Annotated in this window: 20 protein-coding genes; 10 read left to right on the top strand and 10 right to left on the bottom strand. The window is 73.0% G+C overall.

Features of this window, described 5'->3' with window-relative positions; genetic code table 11:
* Positions 1–184 precede the first annotated feature (184 nt).
* Positions 185–799 carry a DedA family protein gene (locus tag JK359_RS18100; protein WP_372445432.1) on the bottom strand — a complete coding sequence of 205 codons (615 nt, stop codon included), beginning with the start codon at positions 797–799 and terminating at the stop codon, positions 185–187.
* Positions 800–813: 14 nt separating this feature from the next.
* The gene (locus JK359_RS18095; RefSeq protein WP_201837178.1) at positions 814–1,587 is read right to left on the bottom strand and encodes an MBL fold metallo-hydrolase; all 774 of its coding nucleotides are present in this window, start codon (positions 1,585–1,587) and stop codon (positions 814–816) included.
* 84 nt (positions 1,588–1,671) lie between these two features.
* On the opposite strand from JK359_RS18095, the gene JK359_RS18090 reads away from it, so the two are divergent.
* From JK359_RS18090 to JK359_RS18070, 5 genes are all read left to right on the top strand, one after another.
* Positions 1,672–2,103 (top strand): hypothetical protein, encoded by a 432-nt coding sequence (locus JK359_RS18090; RefSeq protein WP_201836793.1) that lies wholly within the window; start codon positions 1,672–1,674, stop codon positions 2,101–2,103.
* A gap of 129 nt (positions 2,104–2,232) precedes the next feature.
* Positions 2,233–4,356 carry a phage holin family protein gene (locus JK359_RS18085; RefSeq protein WP_201836792.1) on the top strand — a complete coding sequence of 708 codons (2,124 nt, stop codon included), beginning with the start codon at positions 2,233–2,235 and terminating at the stop codon, positions 4,354–4,356.
* A 78-nt stretch (positions 4,357–4,434) separates the two neighbouring features.
* Positions 4,435–5,496: an ATP-binding protein gene (locus JK359_RS18080; RefSeq protein WP_201836791.1), complete on the top strand. Its 1,062-nt coding sequence runs from the start codon at positions 4,435–4,437 to the stop codon at positions 5,494–5,496.
* Positions 5,493–7,289, top strand: a complete 1,797-nt coding sequence (locus tag JK359_RS18075) for a vWA domain-containing protein (protein WP_201836790.1) — start codon at positions 5,493–5,495, stop codon at positions 7,287–7,289. Before JK359_RS18080 ends, JK359_RS18075 begins: the two co-directional genes overlap by 4 nt.
* A gap of 64 nt (positions 7,290–7,353) precedes the next feature.
* On the top strand, positions 7,354–7,779 hold the full coding sequence (locus JK359_RS18070) for an OsmC family protein (RefSeq protein ID WP_201836789.1): 426 nt from the start codon (positions 7,354–7,356) through the stop codon (positions 7,777–7,779).
* Positions 7,780–7,927: 148 nt separating this feature from the next.
* Here JK359_RS18070 and narJ read toward each other — a convergent pair whose 3' ends face one another.
* The 5 genes from narJ to JK359_RS18045 form a co-directional block, all read right to left on the bottom strand.
* Positions 7,928–8,422, bottom strand: a complete 495-nt coding sequence (gene narJ / locus JK359_RS18065; RefSeq protein ID WP_201836787.1) for a nitrate reductase molybdenum cofactor assembly chaperone — start codon at positions 8,420–8,422, stop codon at positions 7,928–7,930.
* Positions 8,422–9,912 carry a nitrate reductase subunit beta gene (locus tag JK359_RS18060; protein ID WP_201836785.1) on the bottom strand — a complete coding sequence of 497 codons (1,491 nt, stop codon included), beginning with the start codon at positions 9,910–9,912 and terminating at the stop codon, positions 8,422–8,424. Before JK359_RS18060 ends, narJ begins: the two co-directional genes overlap by 1 nt.
* Positions 9,912–13,562 (bottom strand): nitrate reductase subunit alpha, encoded by a 3,651-nt coding sequence (locus tag JK359_RS18055; protein WP_201836783.1) that lies wholly within the window; start codon positions 13,560–13,562, stop codon positions 9,912–9,914. The genes JK359_RS18060 and JK359_RS18055 overlap by 1 nt, the downstream gene beginning before the upstream one ends.
* 165 nt (positions 13,563–13,727) lie before the next feature.
* Positions 13,728–14,591 (bottom strand): Sco1979 family transcriptional regulator, encoded by an 864-nt coding sequence (locus JK359_RS18050; protein ID WP_201836781.1) that lies wholly within the window; start codon positions 14,589–14,591, stop codon positions 13,728–13,730.
* A 101-nt stretch (positions 14,592–14,692) separates the two neighbouring features.
* A complete protein-coding gene (locus JK359_RS18045; protein ID WP_201836779.1) occupies positions 14,693–15,520 on the bottom strand; it encodes a helix-turn-helix domain-containing protein in 828 nt (275 codons plus the stop codon).
* Positions 15,521–15,665: 145 nt separating this feature from the next.
* Between JK359_RS18045 and JK359_RS18040 the strand changes: the two genes are divergently transcribed.
* From JK359_RS18040 to JK359_RS18025, 4 genes are all read left to right on the top strand, one after another.
* Positions 15,666–15,971, top strand: coding sequence for a 4a-hydroxytetrahydrobiopterin dehydratase (locus JK359_RS18040; protein ID WP_201836777.1), 306 nt, complete (start codon positions 15,666–15,668; stop codon positions 15,969–15,971).
* Between the two features lie 5 nt (positions 15,972–15,976).
* Entirely contained in the window at positions 15,977–16,726 is a 750-nt protein-coding gene (locus tag JK359_RS18035) for a class I SAM-dependent methyltransferase (RefSeq protein WP_201836775.1), read from the top strand.
* A gap of 292 nt (positions 16,727–17,018) precedes the next feature.
* A complete protein-coding gene (locus JK359_RS18030; protein ID WP_307788165.1) occupies positions 17,019–17,639 on the top strand; it encodes a hypothetical protein in 621 nt (206 codons plus the stop codon).
* Positions 17,640–17,846: 207 nt separating this feature from the next.
* Positions 17,847–18,767: a class I SAM-dependent methyltransferase gene (locus JK359_RS18025; RefSeq protein WP_201836771.1), complete on the top strand. Its 921-nt coding sequence runs from the start codon at positions 17,847–17,849 to the stop codon at positions 18,765–18,767.
* Between the two features lie 167 nt (positions 18,768–18,934).
* Here the strand turns inward: JK359_RS18025 and JK359_RS18020 are convergent, their stop codons facing one another.
* Positions 18,935–19,630 carry a glycoside hydrolase family 75 protein gene (locus JK359_RS18020; RefSeq protein WP_201836769.1) on the bottom strand — a complete coding sequence of 232 codons (696 nt, stop codon included), beginning with the start codon at positions 19,628–19,630 and terminating at the stop codon, positions 18,935–18,937.
* Positions 19,631–19,852: 222 nt separating this feature from the next.
* Between JK359_RS18020 and JK359_RS18015 the strand changes: the two genes are divergently transcribed.
* Positions 19,853–20,464 (top strand): hypothetical protein, encoded by a 612-nt coding sequence (locus JK359_RS18015; RefSeq protein ID WP_201836767.1) that lies wholly within the window; start codon positions 19,853–19,855, stop codon positions 20,462–20,464.
* A gap of 106 nt (positions 20,465–20,570) precedes the next feature.
* Here the strand turns inward: JK359_RS18015 and JK359_RS18010 are convergent, their stop codons facing one another.
* On the bottom strand, positions 20,571–21,407 hold the full coding sequence (locus JK359_RS18010; RefSeq protein ID WP_201836765.1) for an aldo/keto reductase: 837 nt from the start codon (positions 21,405–21,407) through the stop codon (positions 20,571–20,573).
* A 186-nt stretch (positions 21,408–21,593) separates the two neighbouring features.
* Complete coding sequence (locus JK359_RS18005; protein ID WP_201836763.1) at positions 21,594–23,420, bottom strand: AMP-dependent synthetase/ligase; 1,827 nt, start codon at positions 23,418–23,420, stop codon at positions 21,594–21,596.
* Between the last annotated feature and the right edge of the window lie 61 nt (positions 23,421–23,481).

Genomic DNA, 23,481 nt, shown 5'->3' with positions numbered 1-23,481 from the left:
CGCACGACGCGGCGAGTGACCGGACCACGCGGTGAACGGCGACACGACTGGCGAGTGACCGCATCACGCGGTGAACGGCGGGACGACGCGGCGAGTGACCGCACCACGCGGCGAACGGCGGCACGACACGGCGAGCGACCGCACCCTGCGCCCCGGCCCGCGCACCACCGTCCCGGGGGTCCCGCTACCGCAGGCGCCTGACCGCGCCCGGAACCGCGCTGACCACCACCGTCAGTGCGACCGCCACCACGACCCCCTCCCACGGCTCCGGGAACAGCGAGCCCCCCAGGATCCCGATCACTTGATACGTGACCGCCCACGCCAGACAGGCGGCCACGTTCCCCCGGGCGAACCTGCGCAGCGGCCATTCGGCCATCAGGCAGGCCAGCATCACCGGTATGCGCCCCGCGGGGACCAGCCGGGACAGCACCAGCACCGCGACCCCGTGCCCGGCCAGCTTCTCCCGCGCCTGCGCCAGGCGTTCCTCCGGCGCCCGGGAGCGGATCGCCTCCAGCCACCGCGAGCCGTTCTTCGACCGCAAGCCGCGCCGCCCCAGCCAGTACAGCGCCGCATCCCCCAGGAACGCGGCCAGCGACGCCGTCACGAACACCAGCGCCAGCGAGAACGGCGCCGTCTGATGGAACGCCACCACCGCGGCCGAACTCACCAGCGCCCCGGTCGGCACCACGGGCACCAGCGCCCCGATCAGCACCAGCAGGAACAACGACGGGTAGCCGAGCGCCCGCTGCGTCGACTCCGGCGGCACGGCCGACGTCGAAGCGGCGGCGAGCGCCACCACGGCGGCCGGCCACCTCACCGGGCGACCTCCAGCCGCACGCTCTCGCCGTGCCCGAGCTTGTGCACCGCCACCCCCGGCGCGGCCGCCGCCGCCAGCCGCACGAACTCGTCGCCCGGCGCATGGAACTCGTGCGGGCGCACCGCATCCATGCCGAGCGGCCAGTACGTGCCGTAGTGCACCGGCACCGCGGCCCGCGGCGCCAGCCGGGCCAGCGCCTGCGCCGCCCGTCCGGCGTCCAGGTGACCCTCCCCGAGGTACGGGCCCCACCCGCCCACCGGCAGCAGCGCCACGTCCACCGCCCCGACCCGCTCGGCCATCGCGTCGAACAGGCCGGTGTCCCCGGCGAAGTAGGTGCGTGCCTCGCCCTCGACGACGTAGCCCAGCGCGGGGGTCCGCTGCGGGCCCACCGGCAGCCGGCGCCCGTCGTGCCGCGCCGGCACCACCCGCACCAGCAGCTCGCCTATCCGCACCTCGTCCCCGGGGACCACCTCGGTGATGCGCAGGTGCCGCAGCCGGCGCACGCCCGGTACCGCCCGTGGTGCGCCCCGGGGCACGAGCAGGCGCGTGCCGGGGCCGAGGCGGGCGAGCGAGGGCAGGTGCAGGTGGTCGGCGTGCAAGTGGGAGACGAGGGCCACGTCCGCGCGCCGGGCCTCGGCGGGCGGCACGGCGCCCCGGCGGCGGCGCAGATGGGCCAGCCGGCGGGCGAACAGAGGATCGGTGAGCACCCGTGTGTTCGCATCCTCCACCGTGCAGGTTGCGTGGCCCCACCAGGTGATCTCCACCGGCACCTCTTTCGCCTCCTTCACGCGACTCCCCGAAGCCTACGGGCAGGAGTAGGGTCGGCGGCGAAACCCGGAGGTGAGGGGGACGCCATGGGACAGCTGCGGGGTGCCTCCGGCGCGCTCATGCCGGTGCGGGTCACCGCCATCGCGAGCCTGACACCACTGGAGGAGCTGGAGGCCGACCCCTTCCTGGTGGACTCGCGCAGCCAGCACGCGATGTGCGCCCGCTGGGCGGCCGAGCGCGGCTACGTGGTCGCCCGGGAACTCCTCGTCGGCGGGCTCCGTTTCGACCATTGCGCGCTGTGGGACGGCGTCCGGCCGGGGGTGGACGTGTTCGTCGCCCCCAGCCTCCGGGTGCTGCGCCGGGCCGTGTCCTCGGTGGAGGAGTTCACCGACGAGTGCGCCCGCCGGGGCGTGCGCGTGGAGACGGTGGGGCGGGCCGAACCGTCGTACGACGCACAGATGAAGGCCCGGGTGCACCGGCGGCTGTCGATGCCGACGGCCGGGTACGACGGCCGCTGACGCCCCCCGGCCCGCCCGGGCGGCCGCGGCCCGGTGTGACAAGGTGGAGCCGGGCCCGGCCGGCGGGCGACGACAGGGGCGTCCCCGCCCGCGGGGCGGGGGAGCGGCGGGACGTGAGGTGTGCGGGGCGTGCGAGGGGTGCGGTGGCGGCGGATCGCCAGTCAGGTCGGGCGGAGCACCGCCGTATGGGCGGTGTCCACCGTCACCATGCTGGCCCTGGCCGCCCTCCTGCCGGACTTCCAGCTCCAGTCCGCCGACGGTGACAGCGCCACCCGCATCGCCGTGACCGCCGCCTGCGGCGCCGGCGCCTTCGGTGTGCTCTCGGCCGTGGTCTGGCCGCTCCTGGTACGGCTGTTGCTGCTCGTCCCCGCCTTCGTCCTCGGCCTGCTGGTCTTCTTCCTGAACGGCTCCCTGCTGCTGCTCGCGCTGCGCCTCAACCCCTCCGGGCGGGGCGAGGCCGCGCCCGAGACCGCCGTCATCGTGGCGGCCGTGATGTCCGCCGTCGCCTCCGCCACCGGCGCGGCCCTCACCGTCCGGGACGACGAGACGTACCGGCGCCGCCTGCACCGCCTGGCCACGCGCAGCCGCCGGGCCCAGCCGCCCTGCCCCACCGCGCCAGGCCTGGTCTGCGTCCAGCTCGACGGCGTCGGCCACGACGTCCTCACGGACGCCGTCGCCAAGGGCCTGATGCCGACGGTCGCCCGCTGGCTGTCCACCGGTGACGGCACACCGCCGCCGGACCACGGCGTGCGCCGCACCGGAGGACCCGCCCACCGGCCCACCCACCGCCTCGATCCCTGGCACACGGACTGGTCCAGCCAGACCGGCGCCAGCCAGCTCGGCATCCTGCACGGCAGCACCTTCGACGTGCCGGCCTTCCGCTGGTACGAGAAGGACCGGGGCGAGGTGATGGTGAGCAACCGGCCGACCAGCGCCGCCGAACTCCAGCGCCGCGCCGTGCTGCGCACCGGTGACGACGGGCTCCTCGCGGTGGACGGCGCCAGCCGCGGCAACCTCTTCAGCGGCGGCGCCGGCGAACAGGCCCTCGTGCTGTCGATCGCCACGCGCCGCCGCGGCCGGGAGAACCGTTCCCGCGCCGGCTACTTCGCCTACTTCTCCGACCCCGCGGGCGCCGTCCGCACCGCCCTGTCCTTCATCGCCGAGGTGGCCCGCGAGATCGGCGAGTCCACCCGGGCCCGCCTGCGCAAGCAGCGCCCGCGGGTCGCCCGGGGCGGCCTGTACCCGTTCGTCCGCGCCTTCGCCACCGTCGTCGAACGGGACGTCGTCGTCGCCGCGGTCATGGGCGACATGCTCGCCGGCCGCACCGCCGTCTACGCCGACCTCGTCGCCTACGACGAGGTCGCCCATCACTCCGGCCCCCGCAGCCGGGACGCCGAGAAGGTCCTGCAGCGCCTCGACCGGTCCCTCGCCCTCCTCGAACGCGTCGCCGAACACGCCCCCCGGCCCTACCGGCTCGTCGTCCTCTCCGACCACGGACAGAGCTGCGGCGAAACCTTCCGCGCCCGCTACGGGCTCACCCTCGGCGACCTCGTCCGGGCCGGCTGCGGACTGCACGTGCCGCGCCGGGCCGAACGCACGCGCAGCGGCGCCGAGGCCCGCGCCGCCGTCCGCGCCGCCCTGCGCCGGCCCGTGGAGGAGAAGGGCGAGCACCACCGCCCCTCCCGCCGTTCCGAGCCGATCGTGCTGGCCTCCGGCAACCTCGGCCTGGTCTCCTTCCCGGACGTCCCGCACCGCATGACCAAGGAGGAGATCGACGCCCGCCACCCCGCCCTGCTCACCACCCTCGCCAGCCACCCCGGCATAGGCTTCCTGCTGGTGCGCAGCGAGAAGCACGACGGCGTGGTGCTGGGGGCGGGCGGCGCCGAGGTCCCGCTCGCCCGGCTCGACGACGGACCCGGCCCGCTGGCGCACTTCGGCCCCGGCGCCGCCGACGCCGTCCGCCGCACCCACTCCTTCCCGCACACCGCCGACATCATGGTGAACTCCGCCCTCGACCCCGCCGACGGCGAAGTCCTCGCGTTCGAGGAGCAGATCGGTTCGCACGGCGGCCTCGGCGGCCCACAGTCCCGTCCCTTCCTGCTCTCCCCGCTGGACCTGTCCGCGCCGGCCGGGGACGGGGAGCGGCTGACCGGGGCCGAGCAGGTCCACGGCGTACTGCGGCGCTGGCTCGGCGAGCTGGACGGACCGCAGGTGCCGCTCACCGAGGACGTGGAGGAGGAGCGGGCCGCCTGAAATTCGGCTGCGCCCGCGCCGCCGCACACCCAGACTGTTCGAGTCGCACTTCACTCGAACCCCCGAGGAATCCCCGCCTTGCAGGCTGCAGTCACCGTCACTCCCGCCCGTGTCCCCGAACTCCTCCTCGGTCTGGCCACCGTCCGGCCGGTCTTCCTCTGGGGTGCTCCCGGCATCGGCAAGTCCTCCCTGGTGCGGGAGTTCGCCGCCTCGCTCGGCCTGGAGTGCGTGAGCCTGCTCGGCACCCAGCTCGCCCCCGAGGACCTGATGGGCGTGCCGCAGATCCGCGACGGACGCTCGGTGTTCTGCCCGCCCGAGGCGATCGCCCGGGACGAGCCGTACTGCCTGTTCCTGGACGAGCTGAACGCGGCCACCCCGGACGTGCAGAAGGCGTTCTACTCCCTGATCCTCGACCGCCGGATCGGCACCTACGAACTGCCCGAGGGCTCCATCGTCATCGGCGCCGGCAACCGGTCCACCGACAACGCCCTCGCCCGGCCGCTCGCCTCCGCCCTGGTCAACCGGCTCGCCCATGTCCACCTGGAGGTCTCCGCCAAGGACTGGCTGGCATGGGCCGCCGGCAACGGCATCCACCCGTGGATCCTGGACCACCTCACCGACCGGCCCGACCACCTGTGGTCCAAGCCGCCCAAGACCGAGGAGCCGTTCTCCACGCCCCGCTCCTGGCACATGCTCTCCGACGCCCTGCACTCCTTCGGTCCCGGCCCGGACGAGCCGACCCTGGCCGTCCTCGCGCACGGCATGCTCACCCCCGCGCACGCGACGGCCTTCTGCGGCTACGTCAAGATCGTGCGCAGCCGGTTCGGCATCGAGGCGATCCTCAAGGGCGAGGCCCGCTGGCCGCACCGCCCCGAAGACCGCGACCTGCTGTACTACCTGGCCGAGTCCTTCCGGGGCCGGCTGGTCAAGGAGCTGCCGGCCAGCAAGGAGCACATGTCGGCGAACGGCCGGCAGACCGCCTTCCGAGCCAAGTCGCTGCTGGTGCAGCTCGCCGAGATCTCCGTCGAGGTCGCGCAGAGCGTCATCGCCACCGACGACGACGGCAACCCCGTGCTGCCCGGCTGGTTCCTCATCGAGGCCGCCCGGGACATGCCCCGGCTGGTCGAGGCCCGCCGATGAGCCGGAGCGCGAAGAACGCCGCCCGGAACAGGAAGAAGCCGGACCCGGCCACCGAGGACTGCGCCAAGGGCGTCCAGCTGGTGTGGGCCAACCCGGCGCTCGCCGCGATCGAGGCCGAAATGTGCCGCCAGGAGGACTGCCCCGACTCGCCCCGCGACGGCCTCGTCCGCATCGACTCCGCCGGCCGGGTCCACCTGCACCCTGCCCGCCGGGCGGAACCCGCCGAGTGGGCCTGGGCCATCGCCCACGGCCTGATCCACCTCGGCTTCGGACACGTACCCGCCGCCAAGGGCGCACGCGTGCAGCCCGACCGCTACGACCTCGCCGCGCGCTGCGCCGTCGTCAACCGCTTCCTGCTCACCTTCCCCGTCGGCCGCACCCCCGAGGACCTGCCCGTCTCCTACCCCGACGGCGACGAGGAGCAGATCGCCGCCCGCTGGCGCCGCGCCGAGCACATCCCGGCGGTGTACGAGCACTGCGGCACGGCCGGCCGTGAGCCCGACCAGCTGCTCGTGCCCTGGTTCGGCGGGCACGGACCCCCGGACTGGCAGCTCGCCTTCGCCCACGGCCTGACCCGCACCATGGCCACCGCCATGGACCTGGCCGGCGGCCGCCGCGACTCCATGCAGGGCGGTCCGGTCCCGCGGCGCCCCTGGGAGCGGGCCCTGAGCTGGTTCGTCTCCTCGTACCCGCTGCTCGGCGGCATCGCGGCCGGCATCACGCTGGTCGCCGACGCCGAACTCGCCCGCGCCCACGGCATCGACGTCGCCGCCGTCGACACCGGCGCCGGCGAGATCTACATCAATCCGCTGCGCACCTTCGAGGACGAGGAGTGGCGGTTCGTCCTCGCCCACGAGATGCTGCACGCCGCCCTGCGCCACGGCGACCGCTGCGGCACCCGCGACCCGTACCTGTTCAACGTCGCCTGCGACTACGTCATCAACGGCTGGCTCGTCGAGATGCAGGTCGGTGCCATGCCCGACGGGCTGCTGCACGACCCGCAGCTGAGCGGGCTGTCCGCCGAAGAGGTCTACGACCGCATCGCCGGCGATCTGCGCCGCATGCGACGGCTCGCCACCCTGCGCGGCAAGGGCGTCGGTGACGTCCTCGGCGGTCCCCTCGGCCCGCCCGGCGCCGCCGTCGACCTGGACGAGTTCTACCGCCGCGGCCTGGTCCTGCACCAGGCGCAGGAGCGCGGCTTCCTGCCCGGCGGCCTGGTCGAGGAGATCCGCGCGCTGAGCCATCCGCCGCTGCCCTGGGACGCGCAACTCGCCCGCTGGTTCGACGAGTTCGTGCCGCGTCCGCAGGCCGTACGGTCGTACGCCCGCCCCTCCCGCCGCCAGTCGTCCACGCCCGGCATCCCGCGCGCCGGACGGTGGTTCCCGCCCGAGGAGATCGCCCGCTGCACCTTCGGCGTCGTCCTGGACACCTCCGGATCGATGGACCGCACCCTGCTCGGCAAGGCACTCGGCGCGATCGCCTCCTACGCCGAGGCCCGCGACGTACCGGCGGCCCGCGTGGTGTTCTGCGACGCCGCCCCGCACGACGCCGGCTATCTCCCGGTCACCGAGATCGCCGGCCGGGTCCGGGTGCGCGGCCGCGGCGGCACGGTCCTGCAGCCCGGCATCGACCTGCTGCACCGCGCGGAGGACTTCCCGCCGGCCGCGCCCGTGCTGGTGATCACCGACGGCTGGTGCGACGTGCTGCGGGTGCGGCGCGAGCACGCCTATCTGATCCCCCGGGGAGCACGCCTGCCGTTCACCGCACGTGGCCCGGTCTTCAGGGTGCAGTGAGCCGGAGTGTGATCGGATGGGACCTGGCATCCGACAACCCGGACCCCCTGTGAAAGGAACCACCGTGGCTACCAAGCGCACCGCACACACCGTCTGGGAAGGCAACCTGCTGGAGGGCAACGGCGTCGTCACCTTCGACTCCTCCGGCATCGCCCAGCAGCCGGTCACGTGGGCCTCGCGCTCCCAGGACGCGAACGGCAAGACCAGCCCCGAGGAGCTGATCGCCGGCGCCCACTCCAGCTGCTTCTCCATGGCCCTCTCGCACGCCCTGGCGGGCGCCGGCACCCCGCCCACCCGGCTGGAGACCAAGGCCGACGTCACCTTCCAGCCGGGAGAGGGCATCACCGGCATCCATCTGACCGTGCGCGGCGAGGTGCCCGGCCTGGACGCGGACGGCTTCGCCTCGGCCGCCGAGGACGCCAAGAAGAACTGCCCGGTCAGCCAGGCCCTGACCGGTACGACGATCACCCTGACGGCCGAGCTGGCCTGATGCTCGTCGCGCCGCGCGCCGCGCGCCGCCGTGTCCCGTCCGCGGGCGCGGCGGCGCCGCACTTCGGGCGGCCCCTGTGTCCTCGACCGCCCAGCCGCTCCCAGCCGCGCCGCTCCGGGCGCGGGCCCGGGCGGACACAGGACGACGGTCACCGGCGCGCTCCGCTGTGTGCGGTCGGCAGGGTGGCGCACACCGCGTCGAGCACGCCCGCGTACGGCGTGCCGTAATCGGTCAGCCGGGTGCGCAGCTGCTCCAGGGCGTCGCGGTGCTCGGTCAGCAGGCTGGTGTCGCCGGTCCGCGCGGTGAACTCCAGCACCGCCGGCAGGAAGTCCGGCAGCTCCTCGCCGCTGAACTCCAGACCGTGCCGGCGGTAGATCTCCTGGAAGCGGACCAGGGACATCCCGCGCCGCCGGGTGTCGCCGTCGCGCCACCAGCTCAGGTACAGGCTGTGCCGGTTCCTGAAGTCGAAGACCTGAACATAGTGGGCGGCCAGTTCCCGCGGCGGGGTGAGGGCCGCGTGGTCGGTGAAGCTCCGCAGCTGCGGCGCGGCCTGGCGCAGCAACGGCAGCCGGGCGACGAAGTCGTCGTCGGGATACGTCAGGCAGAGGGCCGCCGCCTGGTAGAACACCGCGTCCGAGGGCATCAGGCCTCCTTGGCGTCGTCGGACGTCTGCCGTCTGCGCAGCAGATGGAAGTTCTCCAGGGACACCAGCGGCAGGTTCCTGCGGCCGGAGTCCCGGCCGAACGGGCCGTCGCCGCCCATCCCGGGGCCGCCCGCGTAGTCGAGGCTGCATCCCCCGGGCAGCGCCGACTCCTCCAGGCGGCGGGCGTCGCCGGCGGCGGCGGTCGGGATGACGTAACGGTCCTCGTTCGTGGCGATCGCCAGCAGCCGGTACATCGCCTCGATCTCGTCCGGTTCCATGCCGACCGCGGCGGCGACCGCGGTGTCCGGTTCCTCGCCGAGGTTGAGCGCCCGCATGTGGGAACGCATCGCGGCGAGCCTGTCCAGCGCGGCCCGCACCGGCCCGGTGTCGCCCGCGGTGAACATCTCCGCCAGGTACTCCAGCGGGATCCGCAGGGTGTCGATCGCGCCGAACAGGTTCTCCGCGTCCTCCCCGTCGTGACCGGACTCGGTCAGCGCGTCCACCACCGGCGACAGTGGCGGGATGTACCAGACCATGGGCATCGTCCGGTACTCCGGGTGCAGCGGCAACGCCACCCGGTACCGGCTGATCAGCGCGTGCACGGGCGAGCGGCGGGCCGCCTCCGTCCAGTCGCGCGGGATGCCCGCCTCCCGGCAGGCCCGCTGCACGGCGCGGTCGTCCGGATCCAGGAACACGCCCAACTGGGCCTCGTACAGGTCCTTCTCGTCCCGCACGGAGGCCGCGGCCGTCACCTTGTCCGCGTCGTACAGGACGACACCGAGGTAGCGCAGCCGGCCCACGCAGGTCTCCGAGCAGACCGTCGGCAGTCCGGCCTCGATCCGCGGAGAGCACAGCGTGCACTTCTCCGCCTTGCCGGTGGCGTGGTTGAAGTACACCTTCTTGTACGGGCATCCGGTCACGCACATCTGCCGGCCCCGGCAGCGGTCCTGGTCGACCAGCACGATGCCGTCCTCGGCCCGCTTGTGCATCGCCCCCGACGGGCAGGAGGCCACGCACGACGGGTTCAGACAGTGCTCGCAGATCCGCGGCAGGTAGAACATGAACGTCTGCTCGTAGGCCAAGCGCACCTTCTCCGAGGCCTGCCGGCGGACCCGCTCCACCATCGGGTCCGGTTCGCCGTGCGCGGGGCCACCGGCGAGGGTGCGGTCGTCGTATGTCCAGGGCTCGCAGTAGTCCTCGATCTCCGGCAGCTTCGGTTCGGAGAAGATCCCGGCCAGCTTGTGCAGGCGGCCGCCGGCCTTCAGCTTCAGCGCCCCGCGCCGGTTCAGCCGCCAGCCGCCGCGCCACATCTCCTGGTCCTCGTAGCGGCGCGGATAGCCTTGTCCGGGCCGGGTCTCCACGTTGTTGAACCAGACGTGCTCCATGCCCCGCCGGTCGGTCCACGCCTGCTTGCAGGTGACCGAACAAGCGTGGCAGCCGATGCACTTGTCGAGGTTCATGACCATCGCGATCTGGGCCATGGGGCGCATCAGTACTCGACCTCCTGGGCGCGGCGCCGGATCACCGTGACCTCGTCGCGCTCGTTGCCCGTCGGGCCCATGTAGTTGTACGCCCAGGACAACTGGGCGTAGCCGCCGATCAGATGGGACGGCTTGAGGATCAGCCGGGCCGGGGAGGCGTGGCTGCCGCCGGGCATCCCGGTGGTCTCCGCCCTCGGCACGCTCACCGCGTGCTCCCGCGCATGCTGCACGCGGACCGTGCCGGCCTCCTCCCGCGCGTGCTGCACGCGGACCGTGCCGGCCTCCTCCCGCGCATGCTGCACACAGACCGTGCCGGCCGGCATCCGGTGGGAGACGACCGCGCGGGCGACGACCACGCCGTTGCGGTCGGCCGCCTCGACCCAGTCGTCGTCCCGGACGCCGATCGCCGCGGCGTCCTGCGGCGACATCCAGATGTTCCGCCCGCCCCGGGACAGCGCCAGCATGAACAGGTCGTCATCGTGCGCGGAGTGGATCGACCACTTGTCGTGCGGAGTGAGGTGCCGGACCGCCAGCTCTCGCCGGCCGTCCGGTCCGAGCCGTGGCTCGCCCATCAGGCGGTGCACGTCCAGCGGCGGCCGGTACACCGGCAGCGCCTCCCCGAGTTCGTGCATCCAGTCGTGGTCCAGGAAGAAGTGCTGCCGACCGGTGAGGGTGTGCCATGGCTTGCCGTGCTCGGTGTTCAAGGTGAAGGCCGTGTACCGCCGGCCGCCGGATGCGCTGCCCGACCACTCCGGCGAGGTGATCACCGGCACGGGCGCCGCCTGCGTGTCGGCGTACCCGACCCGCTTGCCCTCGTGCTCGGCGGCCAGGTGGGCCAGCTCCTGCCCCGTCCGTCGCTCCAGCGTACGGAAACCCTGCGCGGCCAGCCGGCCGTTGGTGGTGCCGGACAGGGCGAGTACGGCTTCGGCCGCCTTCACCGCCGTGTCCAGGGACGGCCGCCCGTCCGCGGGCCCGCCGCGCACGGTGCCGTTCGACTTCCCCAGCCGGACCACCTCTTTGTCCGGCAACAGCGTGATCCCTCCGGCCGGCAGCCCCAGTTCCTCCACCAGCGGGCCGAGCGCGCCGAACTTGGCGCCGACCGCCGGGTAGTCCCGCTCCACGACCGTCAGGTCCGGCAGCGTCCGCCCGGGCACGGGCTCGCACTCGCCCCGCCTCCAGTCCCGCACGACCCCGCCGGGCTGGGCGGTCTCGCCCGGCGTGTCGTGCTGCAGCGGGGTCGCCACCAGGTCCTTGCGGACACCCAGGTGCTCCACCGCGAGTTCGCTGAGCTTCTCCGCCAGTGCCTTGAAGGCCTCGAAGTCGGTGCGGGCCTGCCGGGGCGGGTCCACCGCCGGAGTGCACGCGTGCACGTAGGGGTGCATGCAGCTGGAGGACAGGTCGTGCTTCTCGCACCAGGTCGCCGCCGGCAGCACCACGTCCGACAGCGGCGTCGAGGCCGTCCGCCGGAAGTCCAGGGACAGCAGCAGATCGAGCTTGCCCTCCGGCGCCTGCTCCCGCCAGGTCACGTCCCGCGGCCGGGTGCCGGGCGCGGCCTCCTCGTCACGCAGCGAGGAGCGGGTGCCGAGCAGGTGCCTGGTGACGTACTCGGCGCCGTTCCCGGACGCGCCCAGCAGGTCGGCCCGCCACAGGGTCAGCACTCGGGGCCAGTTCTCGGGGGCGTCCGGGTCCTCGCAGGCGAACCTCAGCGTGCCCGCGCGGAGCCCCGCCACGGCCTTCGCCACCGGATCGCCGGACTCCTCGCCCAGCTCCAGGGGGTTGCGGTCGAACGTGGGGTACGACGGCATCCAGCCCGAGCGGGCCGACAGGGCCAGGCAGTCCGCGCCGGTCATCCCCGCGAACCGGCCCTCACCGAGCGGTGAGGCCAGCACGTCCGCGCCGAACCGGTCGTAGCGCCACTGGTCGGCGTTGAGGTACCAGTACGCGGTGCCGGCCATCTGCCGGGGCGGCCGGCACCAGTCGGAGGCGGCGGCCAGCGTCGCCCAGCCGGTCACCGGGCGGCACTTCTCGAGGCCGCCGTAGTGTGCCCAGCCGCCGCCGTTGCGGCCCTGGCAGCCGGTGAGCTGGAGCAGGGCCAGGAGGGCGCGGCAGATGGTCTCCGAGTGGAACCAGTGGTTGGTGCCGGCGCCCGTGAGGATCATGCAGCGGCCCCGGGAACGCTCGGCCGTCCCCGCGAACTCACGGGCGATCCTGATGCACTTGGCGGCCGGGACGGAGGTGTGCGCCTCCTGCCAGGCGGGCGTCGCAGGCGAACGCGGGTCCTGGTACGAGGCCGGCCAGTCGCCCGGCATCCCGGGCCGGTACACCCCGTACTGCGCCAGCAGCAGATCGAACACCGTCGTCACGAGCGGGCCGTCCGCCCCGCCCAGCCGCGTCGCCGGCACACTGCGCCGCAGCACCTCGCCCCGCCCCTGCCCGCGCGCCCCGCCCGCGGTGTCGAACCGGGGCAGCAGCACCTCCACCGGGACCGCGAACTCTTCGCCGTACAGCGTCAGCCGCGGCCTGATCCCGCCCAGCTGGAGGTTCCAGCCGCCCGCGCCGGACTCGGTCCAGCGGAAGCCCAGGGAGCCGTTCGGCACGACGGGCCGGCCGGACGTCTCGTCCAGGACGACCGTCTTCCACTCGGCGCCCTCACCGTCCTGCCCGGCATCCGCGGCGCGCAGGAACTTGGCCGGCACGTACGCCCCGCCGCGCTCGGCGAGCGTCACCAGGAACGGCAGGTCGGTGAACTTCCGTACGTAGTCCGCGAAGAACGGCGTCTGCCGGGCGACGAAGAACTCCTTGAGGATCACATGCCCCATCGCCAGGGCCAGCGCGCCGTCCGTGCCGGGGTGCGGGTGCAGCCACTCGTCGGCGAACCTGGCGGCGTCCGCTTGGTCCGGCGCGACCACCACGACCTTCTGGCCGCGGTAGCGGGCCTCCGCCGTCCAGTGCGCGTCCGGGGTCCGCGTCACTGGCACGTTCGAGCCCCACATCATCAGATACGCGGCGTCCCACCAGTCACCCGACTCCGGCACGTCCGTCTGGTCGCCGAAGACCTGCGGCGAGGCGACCGGCAGGTCGGCGTTCCGGTCGTGGAACGACAGCACCGGCGCGCCGATCAGGGAGTGGTAGCGGGCCCCGGCCGCGTGCGACACCATCGACATCGCCGGGACCGGGGAGAAGCCGGCGATCCGGTCCGGGCCGTAGGTCCTGATGGTGTGCACCTGCGCGGCGGCGACGATCTCGACGGCCTCGTCCCATGTGGCCCGCACCAGGCCGCCCTCGCCGCGCGCCCGCTGGTAACGGCGGCGCCGCTCTGGGTCGTTCTGCAGCTCCGCCCAGGCCAGCACCGGATCCTTCAGCCGCTCCTTCGCCTCCCGGTACATCTCCAGGAGCACGCCCCGGACGTACGGGTGGCGCAGCCGGGTGGGGGAGTAGGTGTACCAGGAGAACGCGGCTCCACGCGGGCAGCCGCACGGCTCGGACCCGGGGCGGTCCGGGCCCGCCGACGGGTGGTCCGGCGCCCGGGTCTCCGCCTCCCGGCCGCCGTCCCGGGTCACGCTGTGCAGGCCGGGAGCGGGCGTGCCGGGCCGGAAGAAGCGGCCGGCGGCCAGCAGGGCGGCGCCGGGCTCCTTGGGCGGTATCTGCGTGTCGGTCACGTACGCTCCCTAGGCTGACCCCGTACTACCGAACCTAGGGGCGGGCCCGGGAGGGCACCCGTTCACAGACCCGTACGGGTCACGGCGGACCGAGGACGCACGCGGGTCGTGCCCGACCGGTGCGGGGGGGCGAGCCGCACGCGTCACGGCGGGCACGCCGGGGGCTCAGATGTTCTCGCGGTGCTCCCGCAGCAGCTTCAGCGTGCGCTGGGCGGAGGCGGCCCTGGCCGTCATGTGGTCCAGCACCTCCAGGTGCGCGGCGACCTCCCGGCGCGAGTCCAGGTAGAGGGCACCGGTCAGGTACTCGGTGAACACCATGTCGGGCAGTTCCGGCTCGGCGAACCGGAACAGCGTGAACGGCGCGTACGTCCCCGGATGCGGACCCGACGCGAACTCGGCTACCTGGAGGGTGACCCGGTCCCGTTCGGCGTACTCCAGCAGCCGGTCCAGCTGGTCCCGCAGCACCTCGGGACGGATGCTGACCGGGCGTCTGAGCACCGTCTCATCCATGATCACCCACAGGTGGGGCGGGTCGTCCCGCTCCAGCAGCCGCTGCCGTTCCATGCGCAGCGACACATGCCGCTCCACCGACTCCGGCGAGGTCTGCCCTATCGTCCCGGCCTCCATCACCGCCCGCGCGTACGCCTCGGTCTGCAGCAGGCCCGGTACGAAGTGCGGCTCGTAGGAGCGGATGATGCGGGCGGCTCCCTCCAGGCTGACGTACAGGCTGAACCAGTCCGGCAGCACGTCGTGGAAGCGCTGCCACCAGCCCGGCTGGTTCGCGTCCTCGGCCAGCCGCACGAACGCGTCGGCCTCGTCCTCGGCCACCCCGTAGGCGGACAGCAGCACCTGCACGTAGGGGATCTTCAGCGCGACCTCGGCCATCTCCATCCGCCGCACGGTCGCCGAGGCCACCCTGAGGACGCGGGCGGCCTCCTCCCGGCTGAGCCCCGCCGCCTCGCGCAGTTCCTGCAGCCGTTTGCCGAGCACCACCTGGCCCACGGTGGGCGCGGCCCGCCGCTCACTCACGCCACGCCCCTCCCCTGTGCGCCGACGAACGCGGGCAGCAGTCTGTCACGTGACGCCGTCCCGCACACGTGCCCGAGGCGACGAATCGTGTGCGGAGCGACTCAACCGGCCAGGGTGTGCAGATACTTGGCGGTGGCGGGGTCCGCCGGCAGGAACGTCTCGATGGCGAGTTCGGCCACCGTGACGTCCATCGGGGTGTTGAAGGTGGAGATCGACGACACGAACGACAGGGTCCGGCCGTCGTGCTCGATGCACATCGGCAGCGCGAAATACGGCACGGGCGCGGCAGGTTCGGCGCCGGGCGGCTCCTCGGGCACCGGGTAGGCCGCCACCTCCTCGTACAGGGCGCGGAGCCGGTCCGAGCGGTGCAGCGCGATCTCCCGCTCCATCTGCGCCAGCAGGTGCCCCCGCCACTCCCGCAGATTCCGGATGCGCGGCGCCAGGCCCTCCGGGTGCAGCGTGAGCCGCATCGCGTTCGGTGCCGGCAGCATCAGCTTCTCCGGCACGCCCTCCAGCAGCATCGCGATGCCCCGGTTGGCGGCGACGACCGTGTACCCGGCGTCGACCACCAGCGCGGGATAGGGTTCGTAGCCCCGGATGAGGCGCTCCATGCCGTCGCGCAGCGCGTCGAGCGCCGGGTCGTCCAGCGGGGTCTCCGGGAAGCGCGGGGCGTAACCGGCCGCCAGCAGCAGGGCGTTGCGCTCCCGCACCGGCACCTCCAGCCGCTCGGCGAGCCGCAGCACCATCTCCTCGCTCGGCCGGGACCGGCCTGTCTCGACGAAGCTGATGTGCCGCGCGGAGGAGTCGGCCCGCAGCGCCAGCTCCAGTTGGGAGATCCGGCGCCGCTCCCGCCAGGCGCGCAGCAGGGGGCCGACACCCTTGCCGGTGACGGCGGCGGAGGCGGCCGGACCGGACGCGACGATGGTCATGGCGCCGACCCTAGCCGAGGGCGGCGGCACCCGGGAACGAGCCGGTGACGCGGCAGGGCGTGCCGGGGACGCGTCGGCATACCGCCCGCATCGCCGTCGTGGCAGGCTGAATCCGTAACCGGCACATCACGGAGGGAGCCCGGCCATGGCCGTCGAACCGCTGTCGCAGAAGGAGATCGAGGACCGGCTGGCCGAACTGCCCGGCTGGTCGGTGGACGGTGACCGCCTCACCCGTGCCTACCGGCTCGGTTCGCACTTCGCGGCGGCGGCGCTGGTCGCGCACATCGCCGCCGTCCAGGACGAGCTGGACCACCACTCCGATCTCACCCTCGGCTACAACACCGTCTCGCTCACCGTGCACACCCACAGCGCGGGCGGCACCGTCACCGGGAAGGATTTCGCTCTCGCCCGCAGGGTGGAGGACATCGCCCCAGGTCACGGGGCACACTGAGCGATGTGCTCGACTACGAGAAGGAAGCCGGGGACTACGACGCCCTGCGCGGCGGCGAGGCCCGTGCCGAGGCGGCCGCGCGAGCCGTTCTCGGTCTGACACCCGGGGGAGCGGGCCGTCTCCTCGATGTCGCGTGCGGCACCGGGATCGTCACGCGGCGGCTCGCCGCCGCCCGCCCCCGGCTGCGGGTGACCGGCGTGGACCTCACACCGGCCATGGTCGGCATGGCGGCGGCCCGGCTGCCCGGCGCGGTCGTCCGGGCCGACAGCCGCCGACTGCCCTTCCCCGACGCGGCCTTCGACGCGGTCACCTCCATCTGGCTGCTGCACCTGCTGGACGACCCGGAGGACGTGCGGACGGTCGTCGCCGAGTGCGCGCGCGTGCTGCGGCCCGGCGGGGTGTACGTCACCACCGTCGACAAGGCCGCCGCGCACGACGTGGGCAGCGACATCGACGCCGTCCTCGCGGACCGTCCCCGCCGTCCCGCCGCCGACGCCGCCGCCACCGTGACCGAGCACGCCGTGCGGCACGGACTCCGGCCCGCCGGTGAGACCGTGTTCCGCGGCACCGGGCAGGGCCGCAGTCCCCGCAGCGCCATCGCCGACCTGCGCCGCGGCTGGTTCACCGTGCTGCCGCCGGGCGGGCCGCGCACCGAGGAGTTCGCCGCACGCCTGGCTCGGCTCCCGGACCAGGACCGTCCCCGCGCCGACCCGTCGTTCCGGGTGTGCGCCTTCCGTAGGCCGGCAGCCGTCTGAGGCCGGGCGGCTCCCCCTCGTCGCCGGCCCGCGCGGCACAGGCTCCGCGTCCGCCTCGACGACGGCACTCGTGGAGGAGAGGTGAAAAGTGATCGCGACCCCGGCTGTGTCCATGTCCCTGAGCTGGGCGGATCGATAAGTGCCGGGGACACGATTTGATCACAGGGGCTTCATATTCCGCTTCGGGAAGCGATCATTGAACCCTCAACATCACGTCCTTGGGGGGACCATGAGTTCAGACATGACACCACCACCGCCCTTGCCGGGTTACGGGCCGGCGATCCCTCCGCCCGTGCCGCCGCGGAAGCCCCGCACCGCCCTGGTCGCCGTGGCGGCGGCCGTCGCGGCGGCCCTCGTCTCGGCCGTGGTCACGGCAGGCGTCACCGGCGACTCCGAAGCCGAGCCGGCGCCCACCGTGACCGTCACGAAGACGGCCGCCGCGGACGGCGCCGCCGGCGCGGACGAGGACGCCGCCCAGGCCGACGACGAGTCCACCTCGGCCCCCGAGGACGACGGCGACGGGGTCTACGCCCTGGACGACACCGTCGTCTACGACCCGGACATCGAGGTCAGCCTCACGGGTCTCAAGCGGTCCGTCACCGGCGAGTACGCCGAGCCCGAGAACACGCCGTACCTCCAGTTCACGGTCAGGCTCAAGAACGGCGGCAAGAAGGCCTTCGACGCCACGCAGCTCACCGTCAACTGCTCGTACGGGCAGAAGGGCAAGACCAGCGACTCGGTCTTCGACTCCGACGCGGGCCTGGAGGGCGGTCCCGAGACCAAACTCCTCGCCGGACGGTCGCTCGACGTGCCCTGGGGCTGCGAACTCCCCAAGGGCGAGAAGCTCATCCAGATCGAGGTCACCCCCGACTTCGAGTCGGACGCGGCGGTCTTCACCGGAAACGTCAAGTAGCGCTGCGGGCGGGGGGTGCGGCCCGTGGACCGCGTCCCCGCCCGGCGCGACGGTGGGGGCGTCGTGCCGGGCGGGGACGTTCCGACGGCCTCGGTGTGCCGACCGTGCCGGACCGCGCCGGCCGGTTTTGCCGTATCGGCAACGGAGCTGGCCTCCGGCCGGAGTGCCGTCGGAGGCTGGCCGCATCCCGAGGAGAGGCTGACCGCCATGGCGCACGATCACCACGACCAGCAGCACGCAGGACACGCACACGGACACGGAAACGGGCACGGGCACGCTCACGGCACAGACATCGACTGGAACGAGATGGCCCCCCTGCTGGAGTCGCAGGCCGAGCTGTTCGCCCCCGTCTACGAGCGGGCCATGGCGTGGCTCGCGAAGGAGGTGACCGGGCCGGGCCTGATCGTGGACGCGGGCAGCGGACCCGGCGTCGTCACCTGTCTGTTCGCCGAGGCGTTCCCGACGGCCCGTGTCGTCGCCGTCGACAGCACCGCCCCGCTGCTGGAGCGTGCCCGAGCCCGGGCCGCCGGCCAGGGCGTGGCCGACCGCTTCGACACCCTCGCCGGCGAACTGCCCGAGGTGCTCAATGAGTTGGAACACCCGGCCGACCTGCTGTGGGCCAGCCGCAGCCTGCACCACCTCGGGGACCAGCAGGCTGCGCTCACCGCGTTCGCCGAACGCCTCGCCCCCGGTGGCACCCTGGCCCTCCTCGAAGGCGGCCTGCCCTCCCGCTTCCTGCCCCGGGACCCCGGCACCGGCCGCCCCGGACTGCAGGCGCGGCTGGACGCGCTGGAGGAGGAGTGGTTCGCCCGGATGCGGGCCGGCCTGCCGGGCTCGGTCGCCGTGACCGAGGACTGGCCGGCCCTGCTGAACGGCGCCGGCCTGAGGCACGCCCGTTCCCGCACCTTCCTGCTCGATCTGCCCGCGCCGCTCGGCGACCGGGGCCGTGCCTACGTCACCGCTCATCTGACCCGTCTGCGCGAGGGCTTCGGCGACGCCCTGGACGCCGACGACCGCGCCACCCTCGACCGACTGCTCGACCCGGCCGACCCCGCGAGCGTGCACGTACGGCCGGACGTGTTCGTGCTGGGCGCGTACACCGTGCACACGGCGACGCGTCCGGTGTAGTCCGGCGACGGCCCGCTCTCCGGGCCCGCTCGGCCGCGGACCGCTCCCGGGCCCGGCCCCGTCCCGCGGACCGGATCGCCGGCTCGGTCGTCCGGGCGATCCGGCAGCCGGCCGGGGCCGAGGTGAACACGTCGTCGTCCGTCCGCCGGACCGCCTTGCGGCGACGGTCAGTTGTTGGCGAGGAACTGCCTGGCGAGCTGGTCCCCGAGGGAGACCGCCGCGCTGTGGCTCTCGATGGGGGAGACCTTGGAGTTCTTGAACAGGATGTAGGTCACGCCCGAGTCGGTGCCGCCGGTCTCCGGGTCCGGGTCGATGCCGAGCGCCTTGGCGGTGGCGTACGACGCCTCGCCGATGATCTTCGTGGGGCCGGTGTCGCCGACGACGGCGTACTCGACCTTGTTGTTGTAGACGACCGCGACCACACCGCCGCCCTTGATGCCGGCGCCGGAGTAGTTCCAGATGCTGCTGGTGCTGGGCACCACGACGTACGGCAGCGTCTCCGCCTTCAGCGGCCTGCCGTCGGACTGGTGGAAGGCGGTGTCGTCCTGGTACCAGGGGTCGCGGTCCTCGTTGCAGTTGGTGGTGCGCTGGCCGTCGCAGTCGACGTCCATGTCGGCCTTCCAGAACACCGCGCCGTTCTTGCCGCAGACGGGGATCGTGGCCGAGGTCTCGTCGTCGGTCTTGTACTTGCCATTGGAGATCTGCGCGCAGGTCGTCACCTTGGCGAGCAGGTCGGCCGCGCTGACCGTGCCCTCCTGTGGGGACCTGGGCGAGGGCGTGGCGGAGGCGTGCGCGGGGAGGAGCCCGGCGGCGAGCAGGGCGCTGCCGGAGGCCGCGGCGAGGGTCAGGGTTCGAAGGCGCATGGGGGGGTGCCCTTCTGTTAGGAAAGTTTCCTTACCGGGTGTCGTACACCGTGCCCCGGCGGCATGCCCTCGTCAAGCGCTGGGTCGTGAACGGCTGAATCCCGCGCGCATTGCGGCGATTTCCTCCGGCGGTGAGACTGATGGGGTCGGGCATCCCCCATTCGGGGGTGTCTGTCCGGTCCGATGCTGCCGGCGGTCACACTCCCCCGGGAGGCGAGGCTCATGTTCATACGCACCGTGTACGCGACCGGCGACCCGGCGCTGCTCGACACGGCCCTCCGGTCCCTGAACAGCGAGGGCCGGGACCTCCTGGAGGAACGTCCCGGATACCGCGGGGCCGGCGTGTTCGCCGACCGGGCCCTCGGCAAACTCGCGGCGGTGAGCTGGTGGGAGACCGAGGACGCGCGGCGCAACAGCGACGAGGTCATGCGCGAGCGGCGCGGGCCGCTCATGGAGCCGTTCGCCGGGACGGTGGCGGTGGGCAACTTCGAGGCCGCGGTGGTGCACCAGATCCGGCATCCGCAGCAGGGCGGCAGTCTGCGCGTCACCAGGCTGGAGTTCGATCCGCGGGACGGGGACCTGATCGTCGACGCCTTCCGGGCGACGGTCGTGCCGCGGGTCGAGTCCCTGCCCGGGCTGGCCAGGACGTCCCTGCTGATCGACCGTGAGCGGGGAAGGGCCCTGGCCGGCGCCCTGTTCGTCGACCGGTCCTCGCTGGCGGCCTCCCGCGCCGCCATGGCGATGGCGCGTCACGAGGCATCGGCGAAGGCACACGTGGACGTGGTCGGGCTGGAGGAGTTCGAGGTGGTGTACGCGGACGTCCGGCTGGACTGACACGGCCGTGCGCCCCGCTCCGGAGCGGGGCGCACGGCCGTGTCAGATCAGGAGCCAGCCCGCCGGCGCTTGACCGTGCCGCCGTGCCGCCGTGCCGGCCCGGGTCTCAGCCGATGTCGAAGGTGGCCGGGTCGGGACCCAGGCGCCGGTCCTCGTTGAGCGCGCTGATCGCCGCGAGGTCCTCGTCGTCCAGGCTGAAGTCGAACACCGCGATGTTCTCCTGGATCCGGGACGGCGTCACGGACTTCGGGATCACGATGTTGCCCAGCTGGATGTGCCAGCGCAGCACGACCTGGGCCGGCGTGCGGTTGTGCTTCTGGGCGATCGCGACGACCGCCGGCACCTCCAGCAGACCCTTGCCCTGGCCGAGCGGCGACCAGGCCTCGGTCCTGATGCCATGCTCCGCGTGGAACGCGCGCGCCGCCCGCTGCTGCAGGTGCGGGTGCAGCTCGATCTGGTTGACCGCCGGCACGACGGAGGTCTCGGAGATCAGCCGCTCCAGGTGCTCGGGAAGGAAGTTGGACACACCGATGGCGCGGACCCGGCCGTCGGCGTGCAGCTTCTCGAACGCCTTGTAGGTGTCGGTGTACTTGCCGCGGGACGGCAGCGGCCAGTGGATCAGGTACAGGTCGACGTGGTCGAGCCCCAGCTTCTCCAGCGACGCGTCGAAGGCGCGCAGGGTGGAGTCGTACCCCTGGTCGCTGTTCCAGAGCTTGGTGGTGACGAAGATGTCCTCGCGCGGCAGGCCGGATGCGGCGATGGCCTTGCCGGTGCCCTCTTCGTTGCCGTAGATCGCAGCGGTGTCGATGCTGCGGTAGCCGGCCTCCAGTGCCGTGGCGACGGCCCGCTCGGCCTCGTCGTCGGGCACCTGCCAGACGCCGTAGCCCAGCTGGGGCATCTCGACGCCGTTGTTGAGGATGATCGGGGGGACCTTGCTGCTCACGAGCCTCTTGATCCTTAGGTTGTCGACAGGTCGTACTCCTATCGTCAACGATCACCGGCCGCTTCGCATTCCTGACCGCGGAATCCGTCGCAACTGACCGACGGGTCAGTGTCCTGGGCGGAGAGCGGCCCCAAACGCGTGTGCCCGTGACCGTGCTCGGGGGCCGGTGTCCGGGGCACGGGGCCGTCAGCCGTGGTAGAGGGCCTCGACCTCGTTCCCGTAAGCCTTCTCGATAGCTTTCCGCTTCAGCTTCAGCGACGGCGTCAGCAGGCCGTGTTCCTCGGTGAACGGCTGGGCCAGGATGCGGAAGGTGCGGATCGACTCGGCCTGCGAGACGAGGGTGTTGGCGGCCACCACGGCCCGCCGCACCTCCGTCTCCAGGTCCGCGTCGTGCACCAGCTGGGCCGACGTCATCCGCGGCTTGCCGCGCATCTGCAGCCAGTGCTCGACGGCCTCCTGGTCCAGGGTGACCAGGGCGGCGATGTACGGCCGGTCGTTGCCGACCACGATGCACTGGTTGACCAGCGGATGCTCCCGCACCCGCTCCTCCAGCACGCCCGGGGAGACGCTCTTGCCGCCGGAGGTCACCAGGATCTCCTTCTTGCGGCCGGTGATGGTCAGATAACCGTCCTCGTCCAGCGTCCCCAGGTCGCCGGTGGCCAGCCAGCCGTCGTGCAGGGTCTGGTCGGTGGCCTTCGGGTTGTTGAGGTAACCCTGGAAGACGTTGCCGCCGTTCAGCCAGATCTCCCCGTCGTCGGCGATGTGCACGGTCACGCCGGGGATGGCCTGGCCCACCGTGCCGTAGCGGGTGCGCTCGGGCGGGTTGGCGGTCGCCGCGGCCGTCGACTCGGTCAGGCCGTAGCCCTCGTAGATCTGCACTCCCGCGCCCGCGAAGAACAGCCCCAGCCGGCGGTCCATCGCCGAGCCCCCGGACATCGCGTTCCGGATCCGCCCCCCCATCGCGGCGCGCACCTTCGCGTACACGAGCTTGTCGAAGAACTGGTGCTGCATCCGCAGCCCCGCCGAGGGGCCGGGCCCGGTGCCCCAGGCCTTCGCCTCGACCGCCTCCGCGTACTTCACGGCGATGTCGACGGCCTTCTCGAACGGTCCCGCCTTGCCTTCCTTCTCGGCCTTGCGGCGGGCCGCGTTGAACACCTTCTCGAAGATGTAGGGCACCGCGAGGATGAACGTCGGCCGGAACGCGGCCAGGTCGGGCAGGAGGGCGGCGGCGTGCAGCTGCGGCTGGTGCCCGAAGCGGACCCGGCCGCGGATCGCGGCGACCTCCACCATCCGCCCGAAGACGTGCGCCAGCGGCAGGAACAGCAGCGTGGACGCCTCGTCGTCCTTCTTGGTGTGGAACACCGGCTGCCACCGCTGGATCATCGTGTCCGCCTCGTACATGAAGTTGGCGTGCGACAGGACGCATCCCTTGGGGCGGCCGGTGGTGCCGGAGGTGTAGATGATCGTGGCGACCGAGTCCGGGGTGACCGCCTGCCGGTGCCGGTGCACCACCTCGTCGTCGAGGTGCGCCCCGGCGTCGTACAGCTCCTGCACGCAGCCGGCGTCGAGCTGCCACAGCTGGCGCAGCTGGGGGAGCCGGTCGATGACGGTGGCGATGGTCATCGCGTGGTCCTCGTGCTCCACGATCGCCGCGGTCACCTCGGCGTCGTACAGCATCCAGAAGCACTGCTCGGCGGAGGACGTCGGGTAGACGGGCACCACCTGCGCGCCGATCGTCCACAGTGCGAAGTCGAAGAGCGTCCACTCGTAGCGGGTGGGGGACATGATCGCGACACGGTCGCCGAACCGGACGCCACGGGCGAGCAGGCCCTTGGCGAGGGCGAGGACCTCGTCACGGAACTCGGCGGCGGTGACGTCCCGCCACTGTCCGGAGTCGTCCTTGCGGCCGAGGGCGATGTGCAGGGGGTCGGTCCGGGCATGCTCGAAGACGGCGTCTGCCAGGCCGCCCACCGGGGCCGCTGACGCCAGTGGAGGGTTGGTGAACTCGCGCAACCTCGCTCCCCGTGTCTCGCGCCTCAGTGTCGATGGTCCAGGTACCGCACAGCGCCGTGAA

Source organism: Streptomyces actinomycinicus (assembly GCF_016741775.1).
GTDB classification, from domain to species: Bacteria; Actinomycetota; Actinomycetes; order Streptomycetales; family Streptomycetaceae; genus Streptomyces; species Streptomyces actinomycinicus.
Note: the sequence above shows the minus strand (reverse complement) of the source record. Positions and strands in the feature narration are given on the sequence as shown.

Bases quoted from the DNA above. Each gene is read 5' to 3' on its own strand.
- JK359_RS18045 (WP_201836779.1), bottom strand. From the start codon at position 15,520: ATGACCATCGTCGCGTCCGGTCCGGCCGCCTCCGCCGCCGTCACCGGC.
- JK359_RS18015 (WP_201836767.1), top strand. From the start codon at position 19,853: ATGTTCATACGCACCGTGTACGCGACCGGCGACCCGGCGCTGCTCGAC.
- JK359_RS18090 (WP_201836793.1), top strand. From the start codon at position 1,672: ATGGGACAGCTGCGGGGTGCCTCCGGCGCGCTCATGCCGGTGCGGGTC.
- JK359_RS18020 (WP_201836769.1), bottom strand. From the start codon at position 19,630: ATGCGCCTTCGAACCCTGACCCTCGCCGCGGCCTCCGGCAGCGCCCTG.
- narJ (WP_201836787.1), bottom strand. From the start codon at position 8,422: ATGCCCTCGGACGCGGTGTTCTACCAGGCGGCGGCCCTCTGCCTGACG.
- JK359_RS18025 (WP_201836771.1), top strand. From the start codon at position 17,847: ATGGCGCACGATCACCACGACCAGCAGCACGCAGGACACGCACACGGA.
- JK359_RS18075 (WP_201836790.1), top strand. From the start codon at position 5,493: ATGAGCCGGAGCGCGAAGAACGCCGCCCGGAACAGGAAGAAGCCGGAC.
- JK359_RS18060 (WP_201836785.1), bottom strand. From the start codon at position 9,912: ATGCGCCCCATGGCCCAGATCGCGATGGTCATGAACCTCGACAAGTGC.
- JK359_RS18040 (WP_201836777.1), top strand. From the start codon at position 15,666: ATGGCCGTCGAACCGCTGTCGCAGAAGGAGATCGAGGACCGGCTGGCC.